Origin of the sequence: Nocardia tenerifensis NBRC 101015, from assembly GCF_000308715.1 — a bacterium.
In the GTDB taxonomy this organism is placed as follows: domain Bacteria; phylum Actinomycetota; class Actinomycetes; order Mycobacteriales; family Mycobacteriaceae; genus Nocardia; species Nocardia tenerifensis.
Map to the genome: position 1 here is coordinate 1 of NZ_BAGH01000223.1, position 22,531 is coordinate 22,531.

General features: G+C 69.1%; 13 protein-coding genes and 1 pseudogene. 6 read left to right on the plus strand and 8 right to left on the minus strand.

The features are described 5' to 3' along the window. From ON39_RS18365 to metH, 6 genes are all read right to left on the minus strand, one after another. Window positions 1–1,437: choline/carnitine O-acyltransferase (locus tag ON39_RS18365; RefSeq protein WP_040735723.1), on the minus strand; the 1,437-nt coding region annotated here is incomplete at its 3' end. After that, window positions 1,434–2,270, minus strand: coding sequence for a class I SAM-dependent methyltransferase (locus ON39_RS18370; RefSeq protein ID WP_211336427.1), 837 nt, complete (start codon window positions 2,268–2,270; stop codon window positions 1,434–1,436). The genes ON39_RS18365 and ON39_RS18370, both read right to left, overlap by 4 nt. 64 nt (window positions 2,271–2,334) lie before the next feature. Beyond that, a complete protein-coding gene (locus ON39_RS18375; protein ID WP_040735732.1) occupies window positions 2,335–3,198 on the minus strand; it encodes a HalD/BesD family halogenase in 864 nt (287 codons plus the stop codon). A 286-nt stretch (window positions 3,199–3,484) separates the two neighbouring features. Then, a complete protein-coding gene (locus ON39_RS18380; RefSeq protein WP_040735736.1) occupies window positions 3,485–4,156 on the minus strand; it encodes an HAD family hydrolase in 672 nt (223 codons plus the stop codon). Further along, window positions 4,153–5,832: a serine/threonine-protein kinase gene (locus ON39_RS18385; RefSeq protein WP_040735740.1), complete on the minus strand. Its 1,680-nt coding sequence runs from the start codon at window positions 5,830–5,832 to the stop codon at window positions 4,153–4,155. The genes ON39_RS18380 and ON39_RS18385 overlap by 4 nt, the downstream gene beginning before the upstream one ends. A 454-nt stretch (window positions 5,833–6,286) precedes the next feature. Next, window positions 6,287–9,883: a methionine synthase gene (gene metH / locus ON39_RS18390; protein WP_085998216.1), complete on the minus strand. Its 3,597-nt coding sequence runs from the start codon at window positions 9,881–9,883 to the stop codon at window positions 6,287–6,289. A gap of 138 nt (window positions 9,884–10,021) precedes the next feature. Between metH and ON39_RS18395 the strand changes: the two genes are divergently transcribed. Continuing rightward, window positions 10,022–10,906, plus strand: coding sequence for a PAC2 family protein (locus tag ON39_RS18395; RefSeq protein ID WP_040735745.1), 885 nt, complete (start codon window positions 10,022–10,024; stop codon window positions 10,904–10,906). A 370-nt stretch (window positions 10,907–11,276) separates the two neighbouring features. Here ON39_RS18395 and ON39_RS45985 read toward each other — a convergent pair whose 3' ends face one another. Further along, window positions 11,277–12,299 (minus strand): response regulator, encoded by a 1,023-nt coding sequence (locus ON39_RS45985; protein ID WP_051186778.1) that lies wholly within the window; start codon window positions 12,297–12,299, stop codon window positions 11,277–11,279. Between the two features lie 1,275 nt (window positions 12,300–13,574). Here ON39_RS45985 and ON39_RS18410 point away from each other — a divergent pair. Then, entirely contained in the window at window positions 13,575–16,262 is a 2,688-nt protein-coding gene (locus tag ON39_RS18410; protein WP_051186779.1) for an AMP-binding protein, read from the plus strand. Here ON39_RS18410 and ON39_RS18415 read toward each other — a convergent pair. After that, window positions 16,209–16,514: a hypothetical protein gene (locus tag ON39_RS18415; protein WP_040735751.1), complete on the minus strand. Its 306-nt coding sequence runs from the start codon at window positions 16,512–16,514 to the stop codon at window positions 16,209–16,211. The two genes, ON39_RS18410 and ON39_RS18415, sit on opposite strands and share 54 nt — an antisense overlap. A 326-nt stretch (window positions 16,515–16,840) precedes the next feature. Between ON39_RS18415 and ON39_RS18420 the strand changes: the two genes are divergently transcribed. From ON39_RS18420 to ON39_RS18435, 4 genes and pseudogenes are all read left to right on the plus strand, one after another. Next, window positions 16,841–17,980: a hypothetical protein gene (locus ON39_RS18420; protein WP_040735765.1), complete on the plus strand. Its 1,140-nt coding sequence runs from the start codon at window positions 16,841–16,843 to the stop codon at window positions 17,978–17,980. 261 nt (window positions 17,981–18,241) lie between these two features. Continuing rightward, window positions 18,242–19,948, plus strand: a complete 1,707-nt coding sequence (locus ON39_RS18425; RefSeq protein ID WP_051186780.1) for a TIGR02677 family protein — start codon at window positions 18,242–18,244, stop codon at window positions 19,946–19,948. Between the two features lie 2 nt (window positions 19,949–19,950). Continuing rightward, the gene (locus ON39_RS18430) at window positions 19,951–21,354 is read left to right on the plus strand and encodes a TIGR02678 family protein (RefSeq protein ID WP_040735772.1); all 1,404 of its coding nucleotides are present in this window, start codon (window positions 19,951–19,953) and stop codon (window positions 21,352–21,354) included. 4 nt (window positions 21,355–21,358) lie between these two features. Then, a pseudogene (locus ON39_RS18435) lies at window positions 21,359–22,531 on the plus strand (endonuclease); the annotation flags it as partial.

Genomic DNA, 22,531 nt, shown 5'->3' on the forward strand with positions numbered 1-22,531 from the left:
GGCCGCGGTGCGCGCGGCGGCGAGCCGGGCTGGAGCGTCGGCCGCGTCGTCCTGCATGGCGTCGACGAAGGCCACCATCTCCGGGGTGACCACTCGCATGGCCTCGGTGCGCCCGTTGCGGTACTGCCTGGTCGCGATGGATTCGTATGTGGCGCCGGTGATTCCCTTGCTGCGCCGGTGCGCGAGCTGATAGCTCAACTGCGCGAAGGCATCCGGGGAGATGCCGAGCTGCTTGGCGCGGGTGGTGCCGAAGTCCGCGAAAGAGACCGTCTGCGTGGCGTTCTCGGCCGCGTAGCGGACGAAGTCGGCCCCGGCGGCGGCGATGTCGTTGCGCTGCGCCGCATCGAGCACGAAGTCGATCGGCTCGACGGCGGGCAGACCCTGCGCCCGCGCCCCGGACCGGTCGGCGTGCTCCTGCGCCGAGGTCTCCAGCATGGTGTCGACGAATGACAGGATGGTGGTGCCGTCGAGCCCGCAGTGCTCGACATTGATGCCGGCCTGGCCGTCGCCGAAGACGATGAACGACACCGCCTTGTCGAACCACCTGTTGGCGCTGTCGCCGTGCAGCAGCTGGTCGCAGGCGTGCAGTTCGTCGCGCGGGGCGAAGTCCTCGAGGCAGACGCAGAACAGCGCGGTCTCGATGGTGTCCAGCGCCGCCGCGTTGACCGGTTCGGCGAGCAGCGCCTGCCTGCTGGCCGCCCATTCGGCGCGCGCCTTGGTGGTGAGATGCCCTACGGCGGAGTCGGTTCGGGTCGAGCGCGCACCGATCTTGAGCACCTCGCGCAGCCCGCAGGCCAGATCGTCGAGCGAGTAAGGCGCGCCGTCCGGGCCGATCACATCCATCCGGAACATGCTGCCGCGGAAGAACACCACCACGTGCTTGGCGTCCGAGGGGCCCGGCCACTCCGCGCTGTAGGGCACCCGGACGGTGTCCTGCTCCGCGCCGGGAATCCTGGTCTCGGAGAACAGATACTTGTTCTGCCACATCGACAGCGCCTGTCCGCGCTGCAGCACCGGCGGGATCGCCTCCGCGTCCAAACTCAGCTTGTAATCGACTGCGGCGCAGATGATCCCGACTGCCCGGTCCACCTGGGTCGCGGCGGTCGACGCGGCCAGCGTCGTCTCGTCGCGGAACAAAAAGAAGAAGTTGGCGTTCAACGCGATTCGGTCGCGCCTGCCGAGATACCGCGAGGGCCAGAACAGATCGAGCCAGCTGCCGACGCCGGGAGTGGCGTCGTACTCGGCCAGCGCGGCGTGCAGGGTGCGGCCGGGCCCGTCGGCGCGCAGCAGGTCGGCGACCGCCGCCTCGGTGGCGGCGAGCTCATCGGCGGTGAGCAGCGGAGTGCACCACCGCAGGAATCTGTCGCAGCTGTCCTCCAGCGTCGGCAGGGGCACCCTGGGCAGGCTGTCGTCGGCGGCGAACGTGCGTGGGGTCAATGCTGGTCCTCGGTGTCGGCGTGATGCTTCGGCAACGGTCGCGATAGGTACAGGCCGGCGTAGAGCCAGCCTTCGGTCTCCCGGTCGGTGGTGTCGATTCCCTTGGCGGACAAGGTGTTCAACACCTGCTCTTGCTCGGTCGCGGAGGCGAACCTGCGCTGCTCGAACAGTCCGGGCGCACGCTCGGTCCGGTAGCCGAGCGCGGCGAGTTCCGCGGCGATCGGCTCGAAGTCGAACATGCGCAGCACGAAGTGTGCCATCCAGGGGCGACGGCGGGGATGCGCGGTGGCGACTCGCGCCAAGGTCTTCTCGGTGACGTACCCGACGCAGCCGGTGGAGATGATGAGGTCGGCGGAGGCGAGCAGTTCGCGCTGCTCCTCGGTCGGCTCGCCGGACTCGAGGTCGGCGTGCACGGTGTCGTGCAGCAGGCCGGCCTCGGCCGCGTAGGCGAGCGCGGGGGCGGAGGCGTCCATGCCGAGGAAGCGCACGTCACCGAGGTCGTTCCCGGCGGCGAGCGCCGCGCGATCGCGAGCGACGAGCGCCGCGCGATCGCCCGCTCCGGCGCGATAGTGCTCGGCCAGCTCGCGCATGGTGGTGTCGAGGCGCAGCAGGGCCGCGTTGACGCCGTAGGAGCAGCCGATGTCGAGCACGGTGGGGGCGGCGACCCTGGCCGAGGCGCGATACTCCCGAATCTGCTGCTGGAAAACGGGTTTCGCGAGCTCCGGAATGCGATAGTCGAGATCGGACATGCGGGCGTAATAGTCGCGTGGATCGGGGCGGTCGTAGATGTCGTCGAAGGAGGCTTTCCCGGTCGTGTGTAACGGCACTGCCACAGTCGTTCCTCTCGGGGGTCGAGCGGTTGCTCCCGATCGCCTGGGTTCGATCGGGCCGTTCGGCTCAGTCGAGCAAGCGGTCGCCGCGGACGACGTCGGCCGCGGCGGCCAGATGGTCGGGTAGGACCCGGCCGAACAGTTGCCTGGTGCGTTCGACCGTGCCGATCACGCCGGGCCGGTCGGTGTAGGCGAAGATGGCCGAATGCCGTTGCCGCGCACCGGCGACCGGCGACACCCGGTGCAGCGAGAAGCGGCCCTGGAACAGCTGCAGGTCGCCGGGGCGCAGGACGAGGCGCTGGATGGAGCGCTCGCCCGCGCCGGTGAGCACGGCGCGCACGTCGTCGAGGTTCTCGGCGTCGGGGGTGCGAATGTTGGGGCAGTATTCGAAGATTCCGCCCGACTCCGCGGGCTGGGTCAGCATGCTGACGGTGAACTCGTTGGTGTCGAAGTGCCACGGATGCGACATGCCGGGGGCGACCACGTTCAGGCACAGCCCGGCGAGCGGGTCGGCGAACTCGTGCAGCTCGGCGAGGCCGAAACAGTCCGCGACGAACCGCTGGAATCCGGCGTCGACGTAGAGGCGATGGATGAGCGCGTCGAGGGGGATGCGGTCGCGCGGGACGAACGCGTTGCCCCGCTCGAGCACGATCCGGCCCGGATGATCCTGCGGCAGTTCGGTATCCAGCGGAATGTTGTAGGCATTGACCCGCTCGACCTCGTAGTGCGCGTGCGGCGCCATCGCCTCGCCCTGCGCCCGCAGCGTAGCGGTGAGCTCGGGGCGGATGAAGCCGCGCAATACGGTGCAGCCGCTCGCGGCCAACTCCGCCCTCGCGCGCGCCACGGCGGCATCGCGGCCGGGGTCCGCCGCGTCCGCGAGGGGATACCGTGCGGTATCGACGATCTCGTCGAGGACACCCAGCGCTGCCATGGCGACATTCTGGTAGAGCGGAGCGCCGACACGCCCGGGATTGCGCGAGATTGCCGGTGATCACGGTCACACCTATCAGCAGCGCGCACACCCGTTGCGGCACAGTAACTCTCGATGAAGCGCAGTCGGGAGTGTCGAGCGGGGTCCGCTCAGACGCGCTGCTTCAGCTCGGTTGCGCCCAGCAATGCCGCTCGGCTCGGCCGCGCTCAGCAGTGCTGCTTCGGCTCGTGACGAGCCGGCGACTGAGCCGGGTCACGGCTGCCGATCAGCGCGGACCGCCCCGCTCCTACCCGCGCTGCTTCAGCGCCTGTTCGAGATCCTCGACGGTGAGGCCGACGAGCGTGTCGCGGAAGCTGCGCCCCGGCCCCTCCGGCACCGCGATTTCGCACGGGACCACGATCACCGCGCAGCCAGCGGCCTGCGCCGCGCGGGTGCCGGTCGGCGAATCCTCCACGGCGACACACTGACTCGGGTCGACGCCGAGCAGTTCGGCGGCCCGCCGGTACACGTCCGGCTCCGGTTTGCCGCGCGCCACCTCGTCGCCGCAGACCGACACGTCGAAGAAGTCGCGCCCGAGCGTGTCCAGCCCGAACTCGGTGAGCGACCGCTTGGTATTGGTGACGAGCGCGCAGGCAAGCCCTGCCTCCCGCACCATGGTCAGCGCGTCCCGCGCGCCGGGACGCCACGGGATCGGGCCGGTCATCAGCTCGGTCACCCGCCGCTCGAGGAACTCCCCCGCCGCCCGCAGGGCCTGCGTGGTCGACTCGATACCGAGGCCGGTGAAGATCATCCGCAAGGCGTCGTCCCCGGACGCGCCGATCAGCGCGTGGCGCAGCTCGTCGGTCATCTCGTGGCCGTGCTCGCGGGCCAGTTCGCGCACCGCGATGTCCCAGAGCTTCTCCGAGTCCAGCAGGGTGCCGTCCATATCCCACAGGACGGCGGCCAGTCGCGTACTCACGTTCCGGAACCAGAGATCAACATCCGTCCATTCTCCGACACCACCTGGATCCAGCGGCTCTCGGACCTGGTCTCCCCGTTTTTCATGTGGTAAGTGAGCGAGACGACCGCCTGGTTCTCGCCCTGGGCCGTGACGCTGTTGACGCTCACCGAGCGCACGGTGCCCCACCAGCTGGCGTAGCCGTTGTACCCGTTGCTGCTGGCCTGCGCCTGGTAGGACGGCGTCAGCTGCGACCACGCGGCGGAGGTGTTGCCGGGCAGCATGCCGTAGTAGCTCTGCACGAACTGGCTGATGTTGGTCGCGGGCGGCGCGACCGACGGGGCGGCGGGGGTGGTCGTGGGCGGCTTGGCCGGGGTAGGCGTCGGAGTTGTCGACGGCGGCGGCTGACTCGAACTCGGCTCTGCGGCAGCGGGAGTGGTGACCGGCGCCGTGGGCTCTTGCTGGCCGGGGCCCGCCGCGTTGGCAGGCGGCGCCTCGGCACTCGGCGACGCGACCGTGCTCGAGGACGCGGCCGTCGTGCCGCCGTCCTTGCGATCGGTGGTGAGGAAGGCGACCAAGCCGATCGCGGCGAGCACGACGACGAACGCCGCGCCCGCCATGGCGAAGGCGCGTTTACGCGTCGGCCCACTGTCCGCGCCGCCCGGCAGAGTCGAGGCCGCACCGCGCACCGGGATCGGCGGCTGCGCGGAAACAGACTCGGACACAGGTGGATTCGTCAATCCGGCGGTCGGCACCACCGTCGTCGCGGCGGTCGCGTTCGCGGCGCCGCCGCCCGGCTGCGGGAGCACGGTGGTCGCGTTGTCGGACCCCGGCGCGGGCAGCGCCTTGGTGAGCGCGGGCTTGACCAGACTCGGAACCCGGCCCTCCGCAACGGCTTCCAGCGCCTGCTGCGCCTCCCGCATGGTGGGGCGGGCATCGATTGTCGGGGCGAGCAGGCGCATGAGCACCGGGCCGAGCGCGCCCGCCTCCTTCGGCTCGGGCACCTCGCCGCGCGCCACGGCGTGCAGCACGGCGAGCGGGTTGTCGCCCTCGCCGAACGGCGGCTGCCCCTCCACCGCCGCGTAAAGCGTTGAGCCGAGGGCGAATACGTCGGAGGCGGGCTCGGGGTTCTCGCCGCGCGCCACCTCCGGCGCGAGGTAAGCCGGTGTGCCCGCGAGGAATCCGGTCGCGGTGACGGTGACGTCACCGACGGCGCGGGAGATGCCGAAGTCGGTGATCTTGACGGTGCCGTCGTCGCCGACGAGCAGGTTCGCCGGTTTCACGTCGCGGTGCATGATGCCCGCGTCGTGGGCGGCGGCCAGCGCGCCGGCCGCCTGCGCCCCGATGCGGGCCACCTCCACCGGCGGCAGGGTGCGGTTGCCCGCGAGCCGGGCGGCCAGGCTCGGCGCGTCCATGTACTCCATGACCAGCCACGGCTGACCGTCGTCCTCGGCGACGTCGAAGACGGTGATGGCGTGCGGATGGTGCAGCCGCGCCGCGATGCGGCCCTCGCGCATGGCGCGCAGCTTCGCCTCCAGCGCCGCGGTCCGCGAGAGGCCGGGGGCCAGGATCAGCTGCTTCACCGCGACGGTGCGCCGCAGGCGGACATCGGTGCCACGCCAGACCACGCCCATCGCGCCCGTGCCGATCGGATCCGTGAGCCGATACCGTCCCGCGATCAATCGGTCCGCCGTCATCCTGTTGTGCCTTCCTGCCTACGCGCCGAGCTGGTACCGCACCGGCGCGCGGCCCGGGAAATCCCGAATCGCTACGCGCCGTAGTTCTTTACACCCGTAAGCAGCGATGGCGACGCACCCGCCGACTGCCCCGGATGCAGTTGCAACGCCTCCGACAATGGCATACCCACCCGACACACATCCACCTCACCGCGTCCCCACGGGCGACGCCCCAGGTCAGCGCCCCGACGCGCCGAAGCACGAAAACCGCTCGGCGCGTCGGGTTTTGCCGGAATCATCGCATACGAGCAGGTAGTCAAGGCCATCGCGGTATGCGAACAACGTTCCGTGACACCGTGATCACGATCACTGCACACCGATCGGTCCGATAACTTATCAGGCCCGACGCTACACATCCCCGGCCACGCACCCGCGACAGCGAGTGCGTGGCTAACACGACGAGTGCGCCCGGAACTCAGGCGTTGAAGTACTTCGCCTCGGGATGCAGCAGGACGAAGGCGTCGGTGGACTGCTCAGGATGCAGCTGGAGCTCCTCGGACAGCTCGACGCCGATCCGGTCGGCCTCTAGCAGATCGACCAGTTTGGCACGATCGTCCAAGTCCGGGCAGGCGCCGTAGCCGAACGAGTAGCGCGCGCCCCGGTAACCGAGTTTGAAGTATTCCTGGACGTCGGCGGGGTCGGAGTCGGCGACCGCGTGGCCGTCCAGGGTCAGTTCCTCGCGGACGCGCCGGTGCCAGTACTCGGCCAGGGCCTCGGTGAGCTGGACGCCGATGCCGTGCACCTCGAGGTAGTCGCGGTAGTTGTCGGCGGCGAACAGCTCGTTGGCGAAGTCGGCGATCGGCTGGCCCATGGTGACCAGCTGGAAGGGCAGCACGTCGACCTGACCGGTCCGCTCGGCCAGCTCGCGGGAGCGGATGAAGTCGGCGATGCACAGGAACCGGTCGCGCTGCTGACGCGGGAAGGTGAACCGATAGCGTTCGGGCGCACCGGGATTCGGCTCGGTGAGCACGATCACGTCGTCGCCCTCGGACACCGCGGGGAAGTAGCCGTACACCACGGCGGCGTGCTGGAGCACGCCCTCGGTGCTCAGCCGGTCCAGCCAGGCGCGGAACCGCGGCCTGCCCTCGGTCTCCACCAGCTCCTCGTAGCTCGGCCCGTCGCCGCCGCGCTGGCCGCGCAGGCCCCACTGACCCAGGAACAGGGCGCGCTCATCGAGCAGGCCCGAATACTCGTGCAGCGCCAGGCCTTTCACCACGCGTGTGCCCCAGAACGGCGGCGTCGGCACCGGCACGTCCGCGGCCACGTCGGAGCGCGCGGGCACCTCGATCGGCACCTCGGTCGCCTTGCGCTCCTCGGCGATCCGCTTGGACCGCTCGTGCCGCGCCTTGCGCTGGGCCGCCTTCTCCCGCTCGGCCACCGCCTCCGGGCTGTCGGGGTCCGGGCCGCCGCCGCGCTTGCGGGTCATGATGTCGTCCATCAATCGCAGGCCCTCGAAGGCGTCGCGGGCGTAGTGCACGTCGCCTTCGTACACCTCGGTCAGGTCGTTCTCGACATATCCGCGGGTGAGCGCCGCGCCACCCAGCAGCACCGGGAACTGCTCGGCGACGCCGCGCGTGTTGAGCTCCTGCAGGTTCTCCTTCATGACCACCGTCGACTTCACCAGCAGCCCCGACATGCCGATGACGTCGGCCTTCTTGTCCACAGCGGCGTCGAGAATGGTCGCGATGGGCTGCTTGATGCCGAGGTTCACCACCTCGTAGCCGTTGTTGGACAGGATGATGTCGACCAGGTTCTTGCCGATGTCGTGCACGTCGCCCTTGACGGTGGCCAACACGATGCGGCCCTTGCCGCTGTCGTCGGTGGCCTCCATGTGCGGCTCCAGGTAGGCGACCGCGGCCTTCATCACCTCGGCCGACTGCAGCACGAACGGCAGCTGCATCTGGCCGGAGCCGAACAGCTCGCCGACGGTCTTCATGCCCGACAACAGCGTCTCGTTGATGATCTGCAGCGGCGGCACCTCCCGCATGGCCTCATCGAGGTCGGCGTCCATGCCCGCCTTCTCGCCGTCGACGATCCGCCGCGCGAGGCGCTCGAACAGCGGCAGCGCCGCCAGTTCCTCGGCGCGCGAAGCCCGCGACGACGACGTGGACACGCCCTCGAACAGGCTCATCAGTTTCTGGAGCGGGTCGTAGCCCTCGCTGCGCCGGTCGTAGACCAGGTCGAGCGCGGTCTCGCGCTGCTCATCCGGGATACGCGCCATCGGCAGGATCTTCGAGGCGTGCACGATCGCCGAGTCCAGTCCGGCCTCGACGCACTCGTTCATGAACACCGAGTTCAGCACCTGGCGGGCCGCGGGATTCAGACCGAACGAGATGTTGGACAGGCCGAGGGTGGTCTGTACGTCGGGGTGTTTGCTCTTGAGGAGCCGGATGGCCTCGATGGTCTCGATGCCGTCCCGGCGCGACTCCTCCTGGCCGGTGCCGAGGGTGAAGGTCAGGGTGTCGATGATGATGTCGCTCTCGCGCAGGCCCCAGTTGCCGGTGATGTCGGCGATGAGCCGCTCGGCGATGGCCACCTTCTTCGCGGCGGTGCGGGCCTGGCCCTCCTCATCGATGGTCAGCGCGACCACGGCGGCGCCGTGCTCGGCGACCAGGCGCATGGTCTGCTGGAAACGCGAGTCCGGGCCGGCGCCGTCCTCGTAGTTCACCGAGTTCACCGCGCAGCGGCCGCCGAGATGCTCCAAACCCGCCTTCAGCACCGGGGTTTCGGTGGAGTCGAGCATGATCGGCAGCGTCGAGGAGGTGGCCAGCCTCGACGCGAGCGCCTCCATATCTTTGGCGCCGTCGCGGCCCACGTAGTCGACGCACAGGTCGAGCATGTGCGCGCCGTCGCGGGTCTGGTCCTTGGCGATGTCGAGGCACTTCTGCCAGTCCTCGGCCAGCATCGCCTCGCGGAAAGCCTTGGAGCCGTTGGCATTCGTGCGCTCGCCGATCATCATGACCGACGCCTCCTGCTCGAACGGCACCGCCGTGTACATGCTGGACACGGCGGGCTCGTGCACCGGTTCACGGCGCTCGTCCAGCGGCGGCAGCGTCGGCTCGATCTCGCGGACCGCCTCGGTCACCTGCCGGATGTGCTCGGGGGTGGTGCCGCAGCAGCCGCCGACCAGCGCGAGCCCGAACTCGGAGACGAACCCGCTGAGCGCGACGGCCAGCTCCTCCGGGGTGAGCGGGTACTCCGCGCCGTTCGCGCCGAGCACCGGCAGGCCGGCGTTCGGCATCACCGAGACCGGGATCTGCGCGTGCCTGGACAGGTGCCGCAGATGCTCGCTCATCTCGGCCGGGCCGGTCGCGCAGTTCAGCCCGATCATGTCGATGCCGAGCGGCTCGAGCGCGGTGAGCGCCGCGCCGATCTCGCTGCCGACCAGCATGGTGCCGGTGGTCTCCACGGTCACGTGGGTGATGATCGGAATGCGCCTGCCCACCCGGCGCATCGCCTCCCGGCTGCCCGTCACCGCGGCCTTCACCTGCAGCAGGTCCTGGCAGGTCTCGATGAGGATCGCGTCCGCGCCGCCCTCGAGCATGCCGAGCGCGGACTCGGTGTAGGCGTCGCGCAGCGCGGCGAACGGGGCGTGGCCCAGCGTCGGCAGCTTCGTGCCGGGACCCATCGAGCCGAGCACGTAGCGCGGCGTACCGTCGGCGGCGGGCCCCATCTCGTCGGCCACCTCGCGGGCCAGCCGGGTGCCGCGCTCGGACAGGTCGCGGATGCGGTCGGCGATGTCGTAGTCGGCGAGGTTCGGCAGATTGCAGCCGAAGGTGTTGGTCTCCACCGCGTCAGCGCCAGCCTCGAAGTACGCGCGATGGATGCCGCGCAGCACGTCGGGGCGGGTCTCGTTGAGGATCTCGTTGCAGCCTTCCAACCCGATGAAGTCATCGAGGGTGAGGTCGGCGGCTTGTAACATCGTGCCCATCGCACCGTCGCCTATCACGACACGTCGGCGCAACGTGTCGAGTAGCGTGGTGTCGAACTCGGCGGGGATGGACGCAGACATGAGATCAAGCGTAATGGTCGGGTAAGACATCGCAGCTCGCCGCGTCGCATATCCGCGAACGCACACCCGCCGCCGAACACGCCGAGCCCGGCCCCGGCATACGACACGCCAGTTCGCCGCACGCATTAGGCTGACCGAGTGAACCCCAGTGAAACTCCCGATCCGCAGCTGCCGACATTGCGGGAACCGGTGCTGGTCGCGGCCTTCGAAGGCTGGAACGACGCGGGCGACGCCGCGAGCGGCGCCGTCGAGCATCTGGAATTGATCTGGGACGCCGAGCCGCTGGCCGAACTCGACTCCGAGGACTACTACGACTATCAGGTCAACCGGCCGACGGTCCGGCAGGTGGACGGCGTGACCAGGGAGATCCAGTGGCCCTCCACCATGCTCTCGGTCTGCTCGCCGCCCGGCAGCGATCGCGACATCGTGCTGCTGCGCGGCATCGAGCCGAATATGCGCTGGCGCAGTTTCTGCGCGGACCTGCTGGAGTTCATCGAGCAACTCGGCGTGCAGACCGTGGTCATCCTCGGCGCGCTGCTCGCCGACACGCCGCACACCCGGCCCGTTCCGGTGACCGGCTCCGCCTATAGCAAGGAGGCGGCCGAGCGCTTCAACCTGGAGCAGACACGTTACGAGGGACCGACCGGTATCACCGGGGTGCTCCAGGACCAGTGCGTCAAGGCCGGTGTCCCCGCCGTGTCCTTCTGGGCCGCGGTGCCCCACTACGTCTCTCAGCCGCCGAATCCGAAAGCGACCATCGCGCTGCTGCACCGAGTCGAGGACGTCCTCGACATCGAGGTGCCCCTCGGCGAACTGCCCACGCAGGCCGAGGAGTGGGAGACCGCGGTCAACGAGATGACCGCCGGCGACGACGAGGTCAGCGAGTACGTGCGCTCGCTCGAGGAGCGCGGGGATGCGGCGGTCGACGTGAACGAGGCCATGGCCAAGATCGATGGAGACGCCATCGCGGCGGAGTTCGAGAAGTACCTACGCAGGCGCGGACCCGGCAGCTTCGGGCTCTGAATCGCGCACGGGTCCGACAGCTTCGACCTCGATCTCGACGACCGATATCGAGCACCTGTGCAGTCGCACCTTCGTAACGCCAGCTGCGGTAGGCGTTCATGTCGACCCCGCCGAGGTGGGTGCCGGCGCTGGCGATCGCCGGGGCGAATATCGCGCCCACAGCGGCGAACACGGCGGAGGCCGCGGCCACCCCTCGCGTCCTACGCCATGTGGGCGGAAAAGGCCACGAATCCGCCTGCGGGCGCGGCAAATCCACCGGTGGAGTCTCCGTGGTCGCATTACGCCGGCGGAAGGTACCTGCATGAGCTCGCCGTCTCCTGCCGGTCGACGATCGGCCGATTCCGAGCGTCGGCACTACGATCAGCTGTCCTCAGGGTGGCTGCAACCTGGAGGTGTCGTAGCTGGTGCGCCGTGGAGGTTGGTTGGTTGAGCTGAGGGCTTCCACGATGCGGTTCGCGTGACCGTATCCACCGCCGCCGATCGGTTTGTCGCCTGCGATGTCGCCGGTGGTGTCGAGATGGAGGGGTTGGTAGAGATAACCACGGCCGCGGGTGGTAATGATCGCATCGCCGCCCAGCTCCGTGTTTTCCAGTTTCCGCCTCAGCCGCGCGATGGTGAACTTCACCCGGTCCTTGTCGCTTCCCGTGGGGTCGTCCCAGACCTTGGCCAGAACCTTATTGAGCGGTTGCGGAGATCCGCGATTGTGAGCGAGCAACTCCAGCACCCCGAATTCCAGAGGCGACAGCACCACCGGAGAGCCGGCCACAAAGGTCTTGCGCTGCAGGGAGTCCAAGCGCAGCAGGCCGTCGTCGTAGATCTCCTCACTCCATCTACCGCTGCTTTGCCGCTGAAGCATCCGTCGGATTCTCGCGACGAGTTCTTTCGGTTTGAAGGGCTTGACGACGTAATCGTCCGCGCCGCTCGACAGACCGAGAACTACGTCGACGGTGTCGGTCTTGGCGGTCAGCATCAGGACCGGCACGTCGCTGCTGCTGCGGAGACGGTTGACAACGTCGATGCCGTTCATCCCCGGGAGCATGAGGTCCAGGATCACCACATCGGGACGGTGGGTGCGGGCTTCGTGAAGACCGTCCAGGCCGTCGTGTTTGAGGACGATCGTGCTGCCCTGAAACTCGATTCTGAAGACGATGGCGAGCATTTCCAAGAGCGCCATATCGTCTTCGATGACCAGGATTCTGGGCGGTCGTGAGCTCACGATCGGCTGGGGTGCCGAAACAGCTGGTGTCAACAGCAGCGACTCGTCGAAGTCACGAGCACGTACAAGCGGCTGGCCGATGACATGCCCGGGAAACTTGATCCCCTTCGCATATAAGTAGGGAAGGATGAGGTTGGCGTAGCACTCCCCACAGAAGGTGTAGTCGCGGTTGTCCACCGCTATCACATATTCGGCCTCCTGCGTGCATCGATGACCCACCATGTCCGACAAACAGCGTGCCTGAGAGACCGGATCCGGTTCCGCGGTGCTCGCACGCAGCCGACGAGCTGCCGAACGACAACTCGATGAGCAATACCGGCGTGGGCGTCCTACTCCGCCGGGCGCTCGCTCGAACTCTCTTGCACACATTGAGCAAGTGCCGTTTTCGCTGGCCATGTGCCAATCTTTCCTTCGTAGAACACCTTGCCGTCCTCGCCTGCGGAACCGCTTCGGCCTCAGACCACAGGGTCTGTGAGAGCCCGAGGCTCGCCATGCGTGCGTTACGGCGTCCCTGCCAACCCCGCCGAGGGCGGTAGCCCAGACTCACTCGGGTCGGGACAACGCTATTCGGCACGAAATTGGGTGGTTTCGTGCCGTATCGGAGCGAACCTGCTATCTGTACTTGGCTCACCACGCTCGGTGTTGTTTTCTAGGGAGTGTGACCCGGTCATCGCGCTGACGATGACCGAGCCCGGTGTCATGACCGTTTCTGCCGCACAGCACCAGCGATCACGTCACCCACCGCGATGAGCGCCTTCACAGCCATTGTGAGGGCCTCATCGTCCATCAGGGTCAGCGCTACGACCTCGGCGATGCCGAGTACGGCGCGCAGCCCAGGCCAGCATGAGATTCCCCCACGCCGGTGCCACCCGGACTCCGTAGCCCCCTCAGAGCCCGGCGTGTTGTCGGGCTCAGCGGGACCTTCCAGATGTGACACATCCACTCCTCCTCTCGACAGCGCGACCTTCGCGAACTGTCGCGACGAGCTCGCGGTAGCTTCGCGGTGAACCTGTCTTCTGCAGGAATTGGCATGTCATGCACCCGAAGTCGGGATGACGACATCAACGGTCGTCCTTGAACACGGTCGCTACAAGTGGTTGCAATGAACGTAGCTTGATAATGACACCTCGGCAGCCGGCAGTGTCGGCCAGAATTCGGCGGTGTCCGGGAGGGCTCTGGGGCCCGCACAGGACCCGGCAACTCCGGCCATCTGAACCGCATAGAGCCCGCTGACACCACCCTGTAACTGCACGAGCCCGGCAACTCCGGCTGCCGAACCGCGCAGGCGCCTCCGGCCGCCGAACCGGGTTGGCCCCAGCAACTCCCGGCCGCTGACCGCCTGCGGATATTCGACCGCTCGTGAGTCTCTGAACGCCGACCGCACGGTTTGCTAGACGTTCACCTCGGGGTCGCGTGCGGGGCCGAATTCAGCTGCACCCTATTCTTTTCCGAGTGACCTCTCACCCGATCGTCGCGCACCTTCGTAGCTTCGACGACCGGATAGCCGTTCTTTGGCCTCAGCCCACCGCCTCGGACGCTTTGACGAGAGCGTCGGTGGCGAAGGGTTTGCCACAGGTCACCTTTGCCGAGCTGGCAACGCTCGTTGAGGAATTCGCGGCCGGGCTCGGGCCGGAGCGCCGGCTCGTCGCGCTCGCGGCGCGCAACGATCTGCCCTCGCTCGTCGCCTATCTCGGCGCGCTCGACGCGGGCTGCGTCGTGCTGCTCACCGCGGAGGTCACCGGCGAACTGCTCAGCACCTACGATCCCGACGTTGTCATCGAGGACGGCGCGCCGCGTGTGCTGCGCGAAACGTCTGCGCACACCCTGCATCCGGAGCTGATGCTGCTGTTGAGCACTTCGGGATCCACCGGCTCCCCGAAGCTGGTCCGGCTCTCGGCGACGAACCTGCTCGCCAACGCGTCGGCCATCGCCGAGTACCTCGACCTCGGCCCGGACGATCGGGCGGCGACGACGCTGCCGATGTTCTACTGCTACGGCCTGTCGGTGGTGCACAGCCATCTGCTGTGCGGCGCGAGCCTGCTGCTCACCCAGCGGTCGGTGCTCGACGCCGCGTTCTGGGACGAGTTCCGTGCCTGCCGCGCAACGTCTTTCGCGGCCGTCCCGTACACCATCGATCTGCTGGACCGAGTCGGGTTCGCGGACATGGCATTACCCGACCTGCGCTACATCACCCAGGCGGGCGGCAGGCTCGCGCCCGAGCGCGTACGCGCGTACGCCCGGCTGGGCGCGCACTCGGGCTGGCGGTTTTTCGTCATGTACGGCCAGACCGAGGCGACCGCTCGAATGGCTTACCTGCCACCGGATTCGGCGCAGGAGCACCCCGACTGCATCGGCGTGCCGATCCCCGGCGGCGCGTTCACCCTGGAGCCGATCGCCGACACGGGCGAGCACGAGCGCGGCATCGACCTGGGCGGCAGCGGGATCGAGTCCGCGCCGCACGAGCTGGTCTATCACGGGCCCAATGTCATGCTGGGCTACGCGACCTGCCCGGCCGACCTCGCACTGGGCCGAACCGTAACCTCATTGCGTACAGGCGATCTCGCACGCCGCACACCGGAGGGCCTCTATCAGGTGATCGGCAGACGCAGCCGGTTCGCCAAAATCTTCGGCCTGCGCATCGACCTGCAACGCCTCGAAACCGGTTTGGCCGCAGCAGGTTTCACTGCGTGCTGCGTCGGCGACGACGAACGGCTCGTCGTCGCCGTGCAGCGCCCGGCCGCCGATCCGACCGACGCGGCGGCCCGATTGTCCGGCCTCCCAGCGGCTTCGGTCCGGGTGTGCCCGGTCACGGAGCTGCCGCGCCTGGCCAACGGCAAGCCGGACTACCCCGCCGTGCGCACGCTGTCCGCGCCCAGCCCGCGGACCGGGGATATCAGCATGCTGTCCGCGCCCAGCCCGCGATCCGCCGACATCCGCGCGCTCTACGCGACCGCCCTCGGCCTCGATCCGGCGCTCGTGCGCCCGGACCGAACCTTCGTCGATCTCGGCGGCAACTCGCTGAACTACGTGACCACCGCCGCCGGTGTCGAGCGCGCGCTCGGCCGCCTGCCCGCAGCCTGGCCGACCATGACGATCGCCGAGCTCGAGCGGATACCGCACGGCGACAGCCGCTTCGGCCGCGCCGTCGACACGAGCACGCTGCTGCGCGCGGCCGCCATCGTGCTGATCGTGAGCTCGCACATCGGCCTCTACGTGCTGTGGGGCGCCGCGCACGTGCTGCTCGGCGTCGCCGGGTTCAACTTCGCCCGCTTCGCGGTGACCGGCGCGCCGCGTGCCGAACGGTTGCGGCACGCGCTGCGCACGGTCGCGCTGATCGCCGTGCCGACCGCCGCCTGGGTTGCCGTCACGTTACCGTTCACCGACTACTACAGCTGGCAGAACGTGCTGCTGCTCAACAAGATTCTCGGTCCGTTCGACAGCGACACCGCCGGGCACCTGTGGTTCATCGAGGTGCTCGGCTATTTCATGGTCGCCGGGGCGCTGCTGATCCGGATCCCCGCCGTGGACGCGCTGGAGCGGCGCGCACCGTTCTGGTTCGCGATGGGCCTGCTCGGGCTCACCTTGGTGCTGCGGTTTCAGCCCGGCACGCTCTATCCGGACAAGGACGTGGCGTTCTCGCCGCTGGCCGCGTGGTTCTTCGCGAGCGGCTGGGCCGCGGCGAAGGCGACGACGCGCTGGCAGCGCCTGCTGGTGAGTGCCGTCCTGTTGGTCTGTGTGCCCGGATATTTCGGCGTGCCGGAGCGGGAGCGCCTGGTGCTGGCCGGGCTCCTCGTGCTCGTCTGGCTGCCCGCGATTCGGGTGCCCGCGCTGGTGGCCGTCGTCGCGGCGGTACTCGCCGACAGCTCACTGTTCGTGTATCTCCTGCACTGGCAGGTGTATCCGCTGTTCGGGCAACACCATGTCGCGGCGTTGCTCGCCTCGCTGCTGGCCGGTGTCGCCGCGACGAGGGTGCCGGCGGTGGTGCGACGGCGGTGGGAATCGTCTCGGCACCGGGAGTTTTCGCCGCGCCGGGGGTCTACTCGGCGCCGGGGATCGCTCCGGTGGCCGGCTCTGCCGTCGGTGCGCTCAGGTCTCGATGGTCCAGACCTGCGCCGCCGCTTCGCGCGCCAGTTTCGCTAGCAGAATCTCCCGCGGGATCGTCTGGCCGGCAAGGTGATCGAGCGACGGAACCACCACGTGGTGCGCGTCGGCCCGCTTGAGTTCCTGGGTCAGCTCGACGAATGCCGTGCCGTCACCGGAAGTCGATTCATGGAACGTTGCGGCGAAGCAGAGCCCTTCCTCGCGGGCGAGGCTGCTCATCGCGTCCTCGAGCTCTTCGCTGTGGCCATCGGCCAAATCGTCACGCAAGTATCCATAGATCAACGCTTCCACCCGAACCTCCGTTGGATTGGGTACCGCTGTTTTCCTGTGGATCTCCCCATTGTGGGGTACTGCGCCTTGCAAGGACAGATGCAATTGCATCTGGTTGCGCCTATACGGGTCTGGCTAACTTCCCGCTCACGTCCAGCATGCACAACGCCAAACTGCGAATGCAGCTGTCAACCCGATGACATCTATATGCCCTATCTCGGCCACCGGGCGTTAACTGGTGCGATACTACTGACGTGGCCGCTGGAGACGATCGACCCGTCTGGGCTGTCCGGATGCGCTCCGAACGCGATGCGCGGGGGTGGTCACAAGCCGATGCCGTCCGCGTGATGCGCGCCAAGTCATCCCACAACCTGCCGACAGACAGTACACTGCTGCGTAACTGGCGCCGCTGGGAATCGGGCGAGTCGCGGCCGGATGATTTTTACGCACCGATCATTTCGGCCACCTTCGACACAGTCACCGCGGCGTTCTTCCCCAAGGCGAGGCCGAATCGGGACGACGAGCTACTCTCGGCAACCGGCATGGACACGCTGGAATTCATCGGGCGACTGCGCATGTCGGACGTCTCCCCCGCCACGCTGGACGCCATCCGCATCACCGCGGAGCGACTGTGCTGCGAGTACTCCTACGCCGACCCGCACGAGCTGCACGCCGAGGGCACCGCCTGGTTGCGGCGCATCACCTCGCTGCTGGACGGCAGGCTGACTCTCGCGCAGCACCGCGACATCCTCGTGCTCGCGGGATGGGTTGCGTTGCTGGTGGGTTGCGTGGACTACGACCTCGGCCGGCGCACCGCCGCGGAAGCCACCCGGCGCGCGGCACTTTCGCTGGGCCAGGAGGCCGAGAACGCCGAAATCATCGGCTGGAGTGCGGAAATGGCGGCCTGGTTCGCGCTGACGCAGGGAAATTACCGCAGCGCGATCGACGCGACCGAGCAGGTCACGGAGTCCTGCGGGCGCCTGGGCGCCGGCGTTCAGCTCGCTGCGCAACGGGCCAAGGCGTGGGCGCGGCTCGGCGACCAGCGCCGGGTCGACGAGGCCCTCACCGAGGGTCGAGCAATTTTGCAGCGATTAGACCATCCGATCAACCTGGACAACCACTTCGTGGTCGATCCGCAGAAGTTCGACTTCTACGCGATGGACTGCTGCCGGGTCGCCGGCGAGGACCGGCTCGCCGAGACCTACGCCAACGAGGTCATCCGCAACGCCACGAGAGCCGACGGCAGCGTGCGCAATCCGATGCGCGTGTCGGAGGCGCACCTGACGCTCGCGGTGGTCGCGGTCCGCAATCGCGATCTGGAACTCGCGCTCGACGAAGGACTGCGCGCGTTCGCGGGCAAGCGCCGGTCGCTGCCGTCGCTGATGTGGATCGCGGGCGAGACCGCGCGCGAGATCATCGCCCGTTACCCCGGCGATCCGCGCACCCGTGCGTACCTGGACCAGCTGCGTTCTCTCGCCGGGGAGTGATTCTCGACTCCGTCGGCGCGTACCCGTCTTCCGTCTGCTGCCGACCCAGTGCTCACCCACCACGCCGACTCGGTCGGCGTCCTTTTGCTCGCCCACCCCGGGGACGCTGTCGCGTGCCAATACCCGTGCTCACCGCCTGCCGAGTCAACCCCAAGCGACACAACCGGATTGGACGGCGAACAACCGGCAAACAGGACACGGCCACGCCGAACCCGGCATGTACGCGTCACCGGCGACCGGCCCGCTACTACCCTGTTCCCGGTGACCGACTCCGTCGAGGCCGCTGCCGCCGCCGTCCCGTGGGACGACCGGCTACGGCTGTTCTCCTTCGCCACCGCCGAGCGCCGCGCCGACTACCTCTGGGTGCTGCGCGCGTTCGACAGCGCGCGGGCCGCCTACGTGGTGCTGCTGCACGCCGACGACGTGGCGGAGTGGATCGAGCGCAATGGTCACCCGCGCACGTCCGATGCGGCGGGGCCGGAACCCGCGCCCGACGTCGCGGCCCGGCAACATACCGAGGACACGGAGACCGATCGGTCCGTGGTGAATTCGGGGTCCGACGACGGTCCCGCGAGCGCGGCGGCCTGGTCGAGCGAGCACGGCGCGCGCCCGAACGCCCCGTATCTCACCGCCGCCGATATCGGCCCGCTACTCGATCAACTGCATCGCTGGGGCGTGCTGGAGCGCAGCTACGACGGGACGCGCGCCGCCACCCTGGCCGAGTATCGCAACCGGCACTTCGTCTATCAGTTCTCGCAGGCCGGATTCCAGGCCTATCGCGCGGTCGCCGGGGTGCTCAACGCCCGGCTGGACGAGGCGTCGCTGTCGCGGCTCGTGCTGCCGGAACTGCTCGCCGACCTGCACACCCTCGCCGAGGCCAACCGCGCCGGCGACGCCGAGCGCGTCTACCGCACGCTGCGCCGCCTCGACGCCGCGCTCACCGATATGGCGGCGCGCGCCGCCCACTTCTACCTCTCCCTCGGCGATCTCGTGCGCACCACCGAGATCACCCCGGAATCGTTTCTCGCGCACAAGGACGCGCTGCTCGCGCACATGCGCGAATTCAGCCTCGACCTGGCCAGATTCACGCCCCGGCTGGCGGGCGCGATCGCCGAGATCGAGGAGACCGGCGTGGACGAGCTCATCGAACGCGCCGCGGGCTGCGACGAACGGGTGCTGCTGAGTTTCGCCGAGCGCCAGGCGGATTGGCACGCGCGCTGGGACGGGCTGCGGACCTGGTTCGTCGCGTCCGGCACCGGCGAACACGCGGGCACCACGGAGGCGGAGCGACTGCGCGAGGCGACCATGAGCGCCATCGCCGCCGTGCTCTCGCTGCTGCGGCGGGTGACCGAGACGCGGCGCGGCGGGGTGAGCCGCGAGTCGGCGTTGCGGCACCTGGCAGGATGGTTCACCGCGGCGCCGACCGCGGACAGCGCGCACGCCCTCTTCGACGCGGTGTTCGGCCTCGGCAGGCCGCGCCACCTCGCGATGGAACACCCGGACGCGGACCTGATTCCGGCGCAACGCTCCTGGTGGGAGGCCCCGCCGCTGGAGATCTCGCGCACGCTGGCCGAGACCGGGCGCCCGCCCTCGGCCGGCGCGCCCGCCCGAATCCACCGCAACGACGCGGATATTCGGCGGCTACGCGAGGCGCAGCTGGACGCGCAGCGCGCCCGCGCCGACGCGGCCAAGTCGCTGGCCGCCGCCGACGTGCACGACCGGGTGCTCGACGAACGCGAGACCGAGGTGCTGCTGCGGCTGCTCGACGCCGCGTCCACCGCGTGGGTTCCGGTGAGCGGCCGGGTCGCCGGGACCAGCGGATCCGACAGCGGCGTCACCCTGACGGTCTCGGAGCACGACGGCTCGACGGTGGTGCGGACCGCACACGGGTTGCTGCACTTGAACAACCGCAAGCTACTGGTTCGTGAGACCACCCGAACGCGCCCGCGCGGCGCCAAGGGGGCTTGATGATGCACGGACGCAAGATCGATTCCCTTGCGCTGGACAACTATCAGCGCGCCGCCCGCGTCATTCTCGCCAATCACCTTGTGACCAGGACCTACCCGGACCGGATCGCGCTGCCGCTGATCCGCCGGTGGGCCACCGAGTTGCGCGAGGACCTGGCCGAGCTGTTCGGTTACCGGCTCGAGGTCACCGAGACCACCGCGCGGGTGTTCCCGATCATCGACCGGCTCGACGCGGGCAAGCCGGCCCGCACCCCCGCCGACCGCCTCTTCGATCGCCGCCGCTACGCCTACCTCGCGCTGTCCATCGCCGCGCTGGGCCGGGCCGGGGACCAGATCACGTTGTCGGAGTTGGCCGATCAGGTCGCCGCCTACGCCGGCCGCGTCGACGGACTCGAACTGTCCACCGATCGCGCGGCCGACCGCGACGCCTTCGTGGACGCGGTCGCCTGGCTGACCCACCGCGGCGCGCTCGCGCTGGCCGACGGCGACGCGGGCGGCTGGGCCAGCGATCCCGAGGCGGGCGAGGCGCTCTACGACATCGACCGGCCGGTGGTGTTCGCGCTGTTCCGGCCGCCGCGGGCGCTGCAACACCTGCACAGCGTGCGCGGGCTGCTCACCGAGGAGGCCGCTGTTGGTTCCGCGCACGCGCCGACCGCGGCCGATCTGGCGCGGCGCGTGCGCCGTGCGCTGGTCGAGCGGCCGGTCGTGTACCTCGACGACCTTTCCCCCGCGGAGCGGCCGGTGCTCGGGCAGGAGCGGATCGTCGCCGATGTCGAGCTGTTCACGGGCCTGCGGGCCGAGCGCCGCGCGGAGGGTGTCGCGCTGATCGATACCTCGGGGCGGCTCTCCGACATTCGGTTCCCGAGTACCGGCACCCTGGCGCAGGTGGGGCTGCTGCTGGCGGGCGAGATCGCCGACCGGGTGCTCGACATCGACAATCCGGTGCCGCGGCGTGCGGGCGCGCCGGACGCCTGCGAAGAGCTCGCGACGCAGTTGGACGGCGCGATCCCGGAATCCACCGTCTTCGCGCCGCTGGCCGACCTGCGTGCGCTGGACGAGCTTGCGGCACAGACGGATTCGGAGCCCGAGGCGGAGGAGCCGAGCGAGACCACCTATCCGCTCGTCGACGCGGCGTGGGTGCGCGAGACCGTGCAGGCGCTCGCCGATCGGTACGGCGCCACCTTCGCCGCCCAGTGGCAGGCCGACGTTCCCGGACTGACCGCCGAGGTGGTGGCACTGTTGGAGCGACTGCGCCTGGTGCGGGCGGTCGAGGACGGGCTGCTGGTCATGCCGGCCCTGGCGCGCTACCGCGGCGCCGTCGTCACGGTACGCACCAAACGCACCGAGGAACTGTTCGTCACCGCGGCCGACACCTATGGGTCGGGCACTGGCACGGAAGGGAACTGAGGCGATGTCGCTCATTCACGGCGGAGTGCGGTTCATCCCGACCCGCGCCGGGATCGTCAACCTGTGGGACTACCGCGACCAGGAATTCTGCTTCGCCGACGGCAGATTGGTGCTGCGCGGGCCGAACGGGTCCGGCAAGACAAAGGCGCTCGAGGTGCTGTTCCCGTTCGTGCTCGACGGGCGCATCGAGCCGCGCAGGCTCAATCCGTTCGCCGGCGAAGAGCGCACGATGAAGTCGAACCTGTTGTACCGCAAGCAGGAATCGGCCTACTCCTATGTCTGGATGGAGTTCGCGCGCGGCGACTGGGACGACCCGGAGGCGGTGACCGTCGGCATCGGCATGCGGGCTACCCGCTCGTCGGACAAGGTGACGCGCTGGTACTTCGTCGCCGACGGCCGTGTCGGCGTGGACTTCTCGCTCATCGGGCCCGACGACCGCCCGTTCACCCGCAAACAGCTGGCCGAGCAGATCGGCACCGACGCCATCGTCGACCGCCCGGTCGAGTACCGCAATGCCATCGACGCCAGGATGTTCGGGCTCGGCACCCAGCGCTACGACCAGTTGATCAATCTGATCCTCACGCTGCGCCGCCCGCAGCTGGCGAAAAACCTTGACCCGCGCGGGCTCTCGCAGGCACTCACCGACGGCCTGCGCCCGCTGGACGAGCAGCTGATCCTGGACGCGGCCCGCTCCTTCAGCGATATGGAGGAGGTCGGCCGGACGCTCGAGGGACTCGTGCACGCCGACAGCGCGACCAGGGCGTTCGTCGATGTCTATCGGAAATACCTTGCGGTGCAGGCGAAGACGGACGTCGACCAGCTGCGCACCCGGCTCGACGCGGTGACCCACGCGAGCACCGCGCTGTTCGCCGCGACCGCGCTGCGCGAGCGCCGCGAGGCCGAACGCGCCGCCGCCGAGGCCCGCGCCGAGGACGCCGACCGCGCCTACGAGCAGGCGCTCGGCGACCGCGAAAATCTGCAGCGCTCCAGCGCCTACGAGGGCAAGCAGCAGCTGGACGATCTCGCCGACGCGGTCCGGCGACTGGAGACCTCGGCGGGCGTGCACGGCGACAAGGCGCTCAAGGCGCGCCAGACCCTCGACCAGCGGGCGCAGGAGGCCGAGCGTGCCAAGGCCGCGGTCCGCGCCGCCGCCGCTGCCCTGGCCCGCGGCGAGGAC

Coding starts and splice junctions, on each gene's coding strand:
- ON39_RS18430 (WP_040735772.1), top strand. CDS start 19,951: ATGCACGGACGCAAGATCGATTCCCTTGCGCTGGACAACTATCAGCGC.
- ON39_RS18420 (WP_040735765.1), top strand. CDS start 16,841: ATGCGCGCCAAGTCATCCCACAACCTGCCGACAGACAGTACACTGCTG.
- metH (WP_085998216.1), bottom strand. CDS start 9,883: ATGTCTGCGTCCATCCCCGCCGAGTTCGACACCACGCTACTCGACACG.
- ON39_RS18375 (WP_040735732.1), bottom strand. CDS start 3,198: ATGGCAGCGCTGGGTGTCCTCGACGAGATCGTCGATACCGCACGGTAT.
- ON39_RS18385 (WP_040735740.1), bottom strand. CDS start 5,832: ATGACGGCGGACCGATTGATCGCGGGACGGTATCGGCTCACGGATCCG.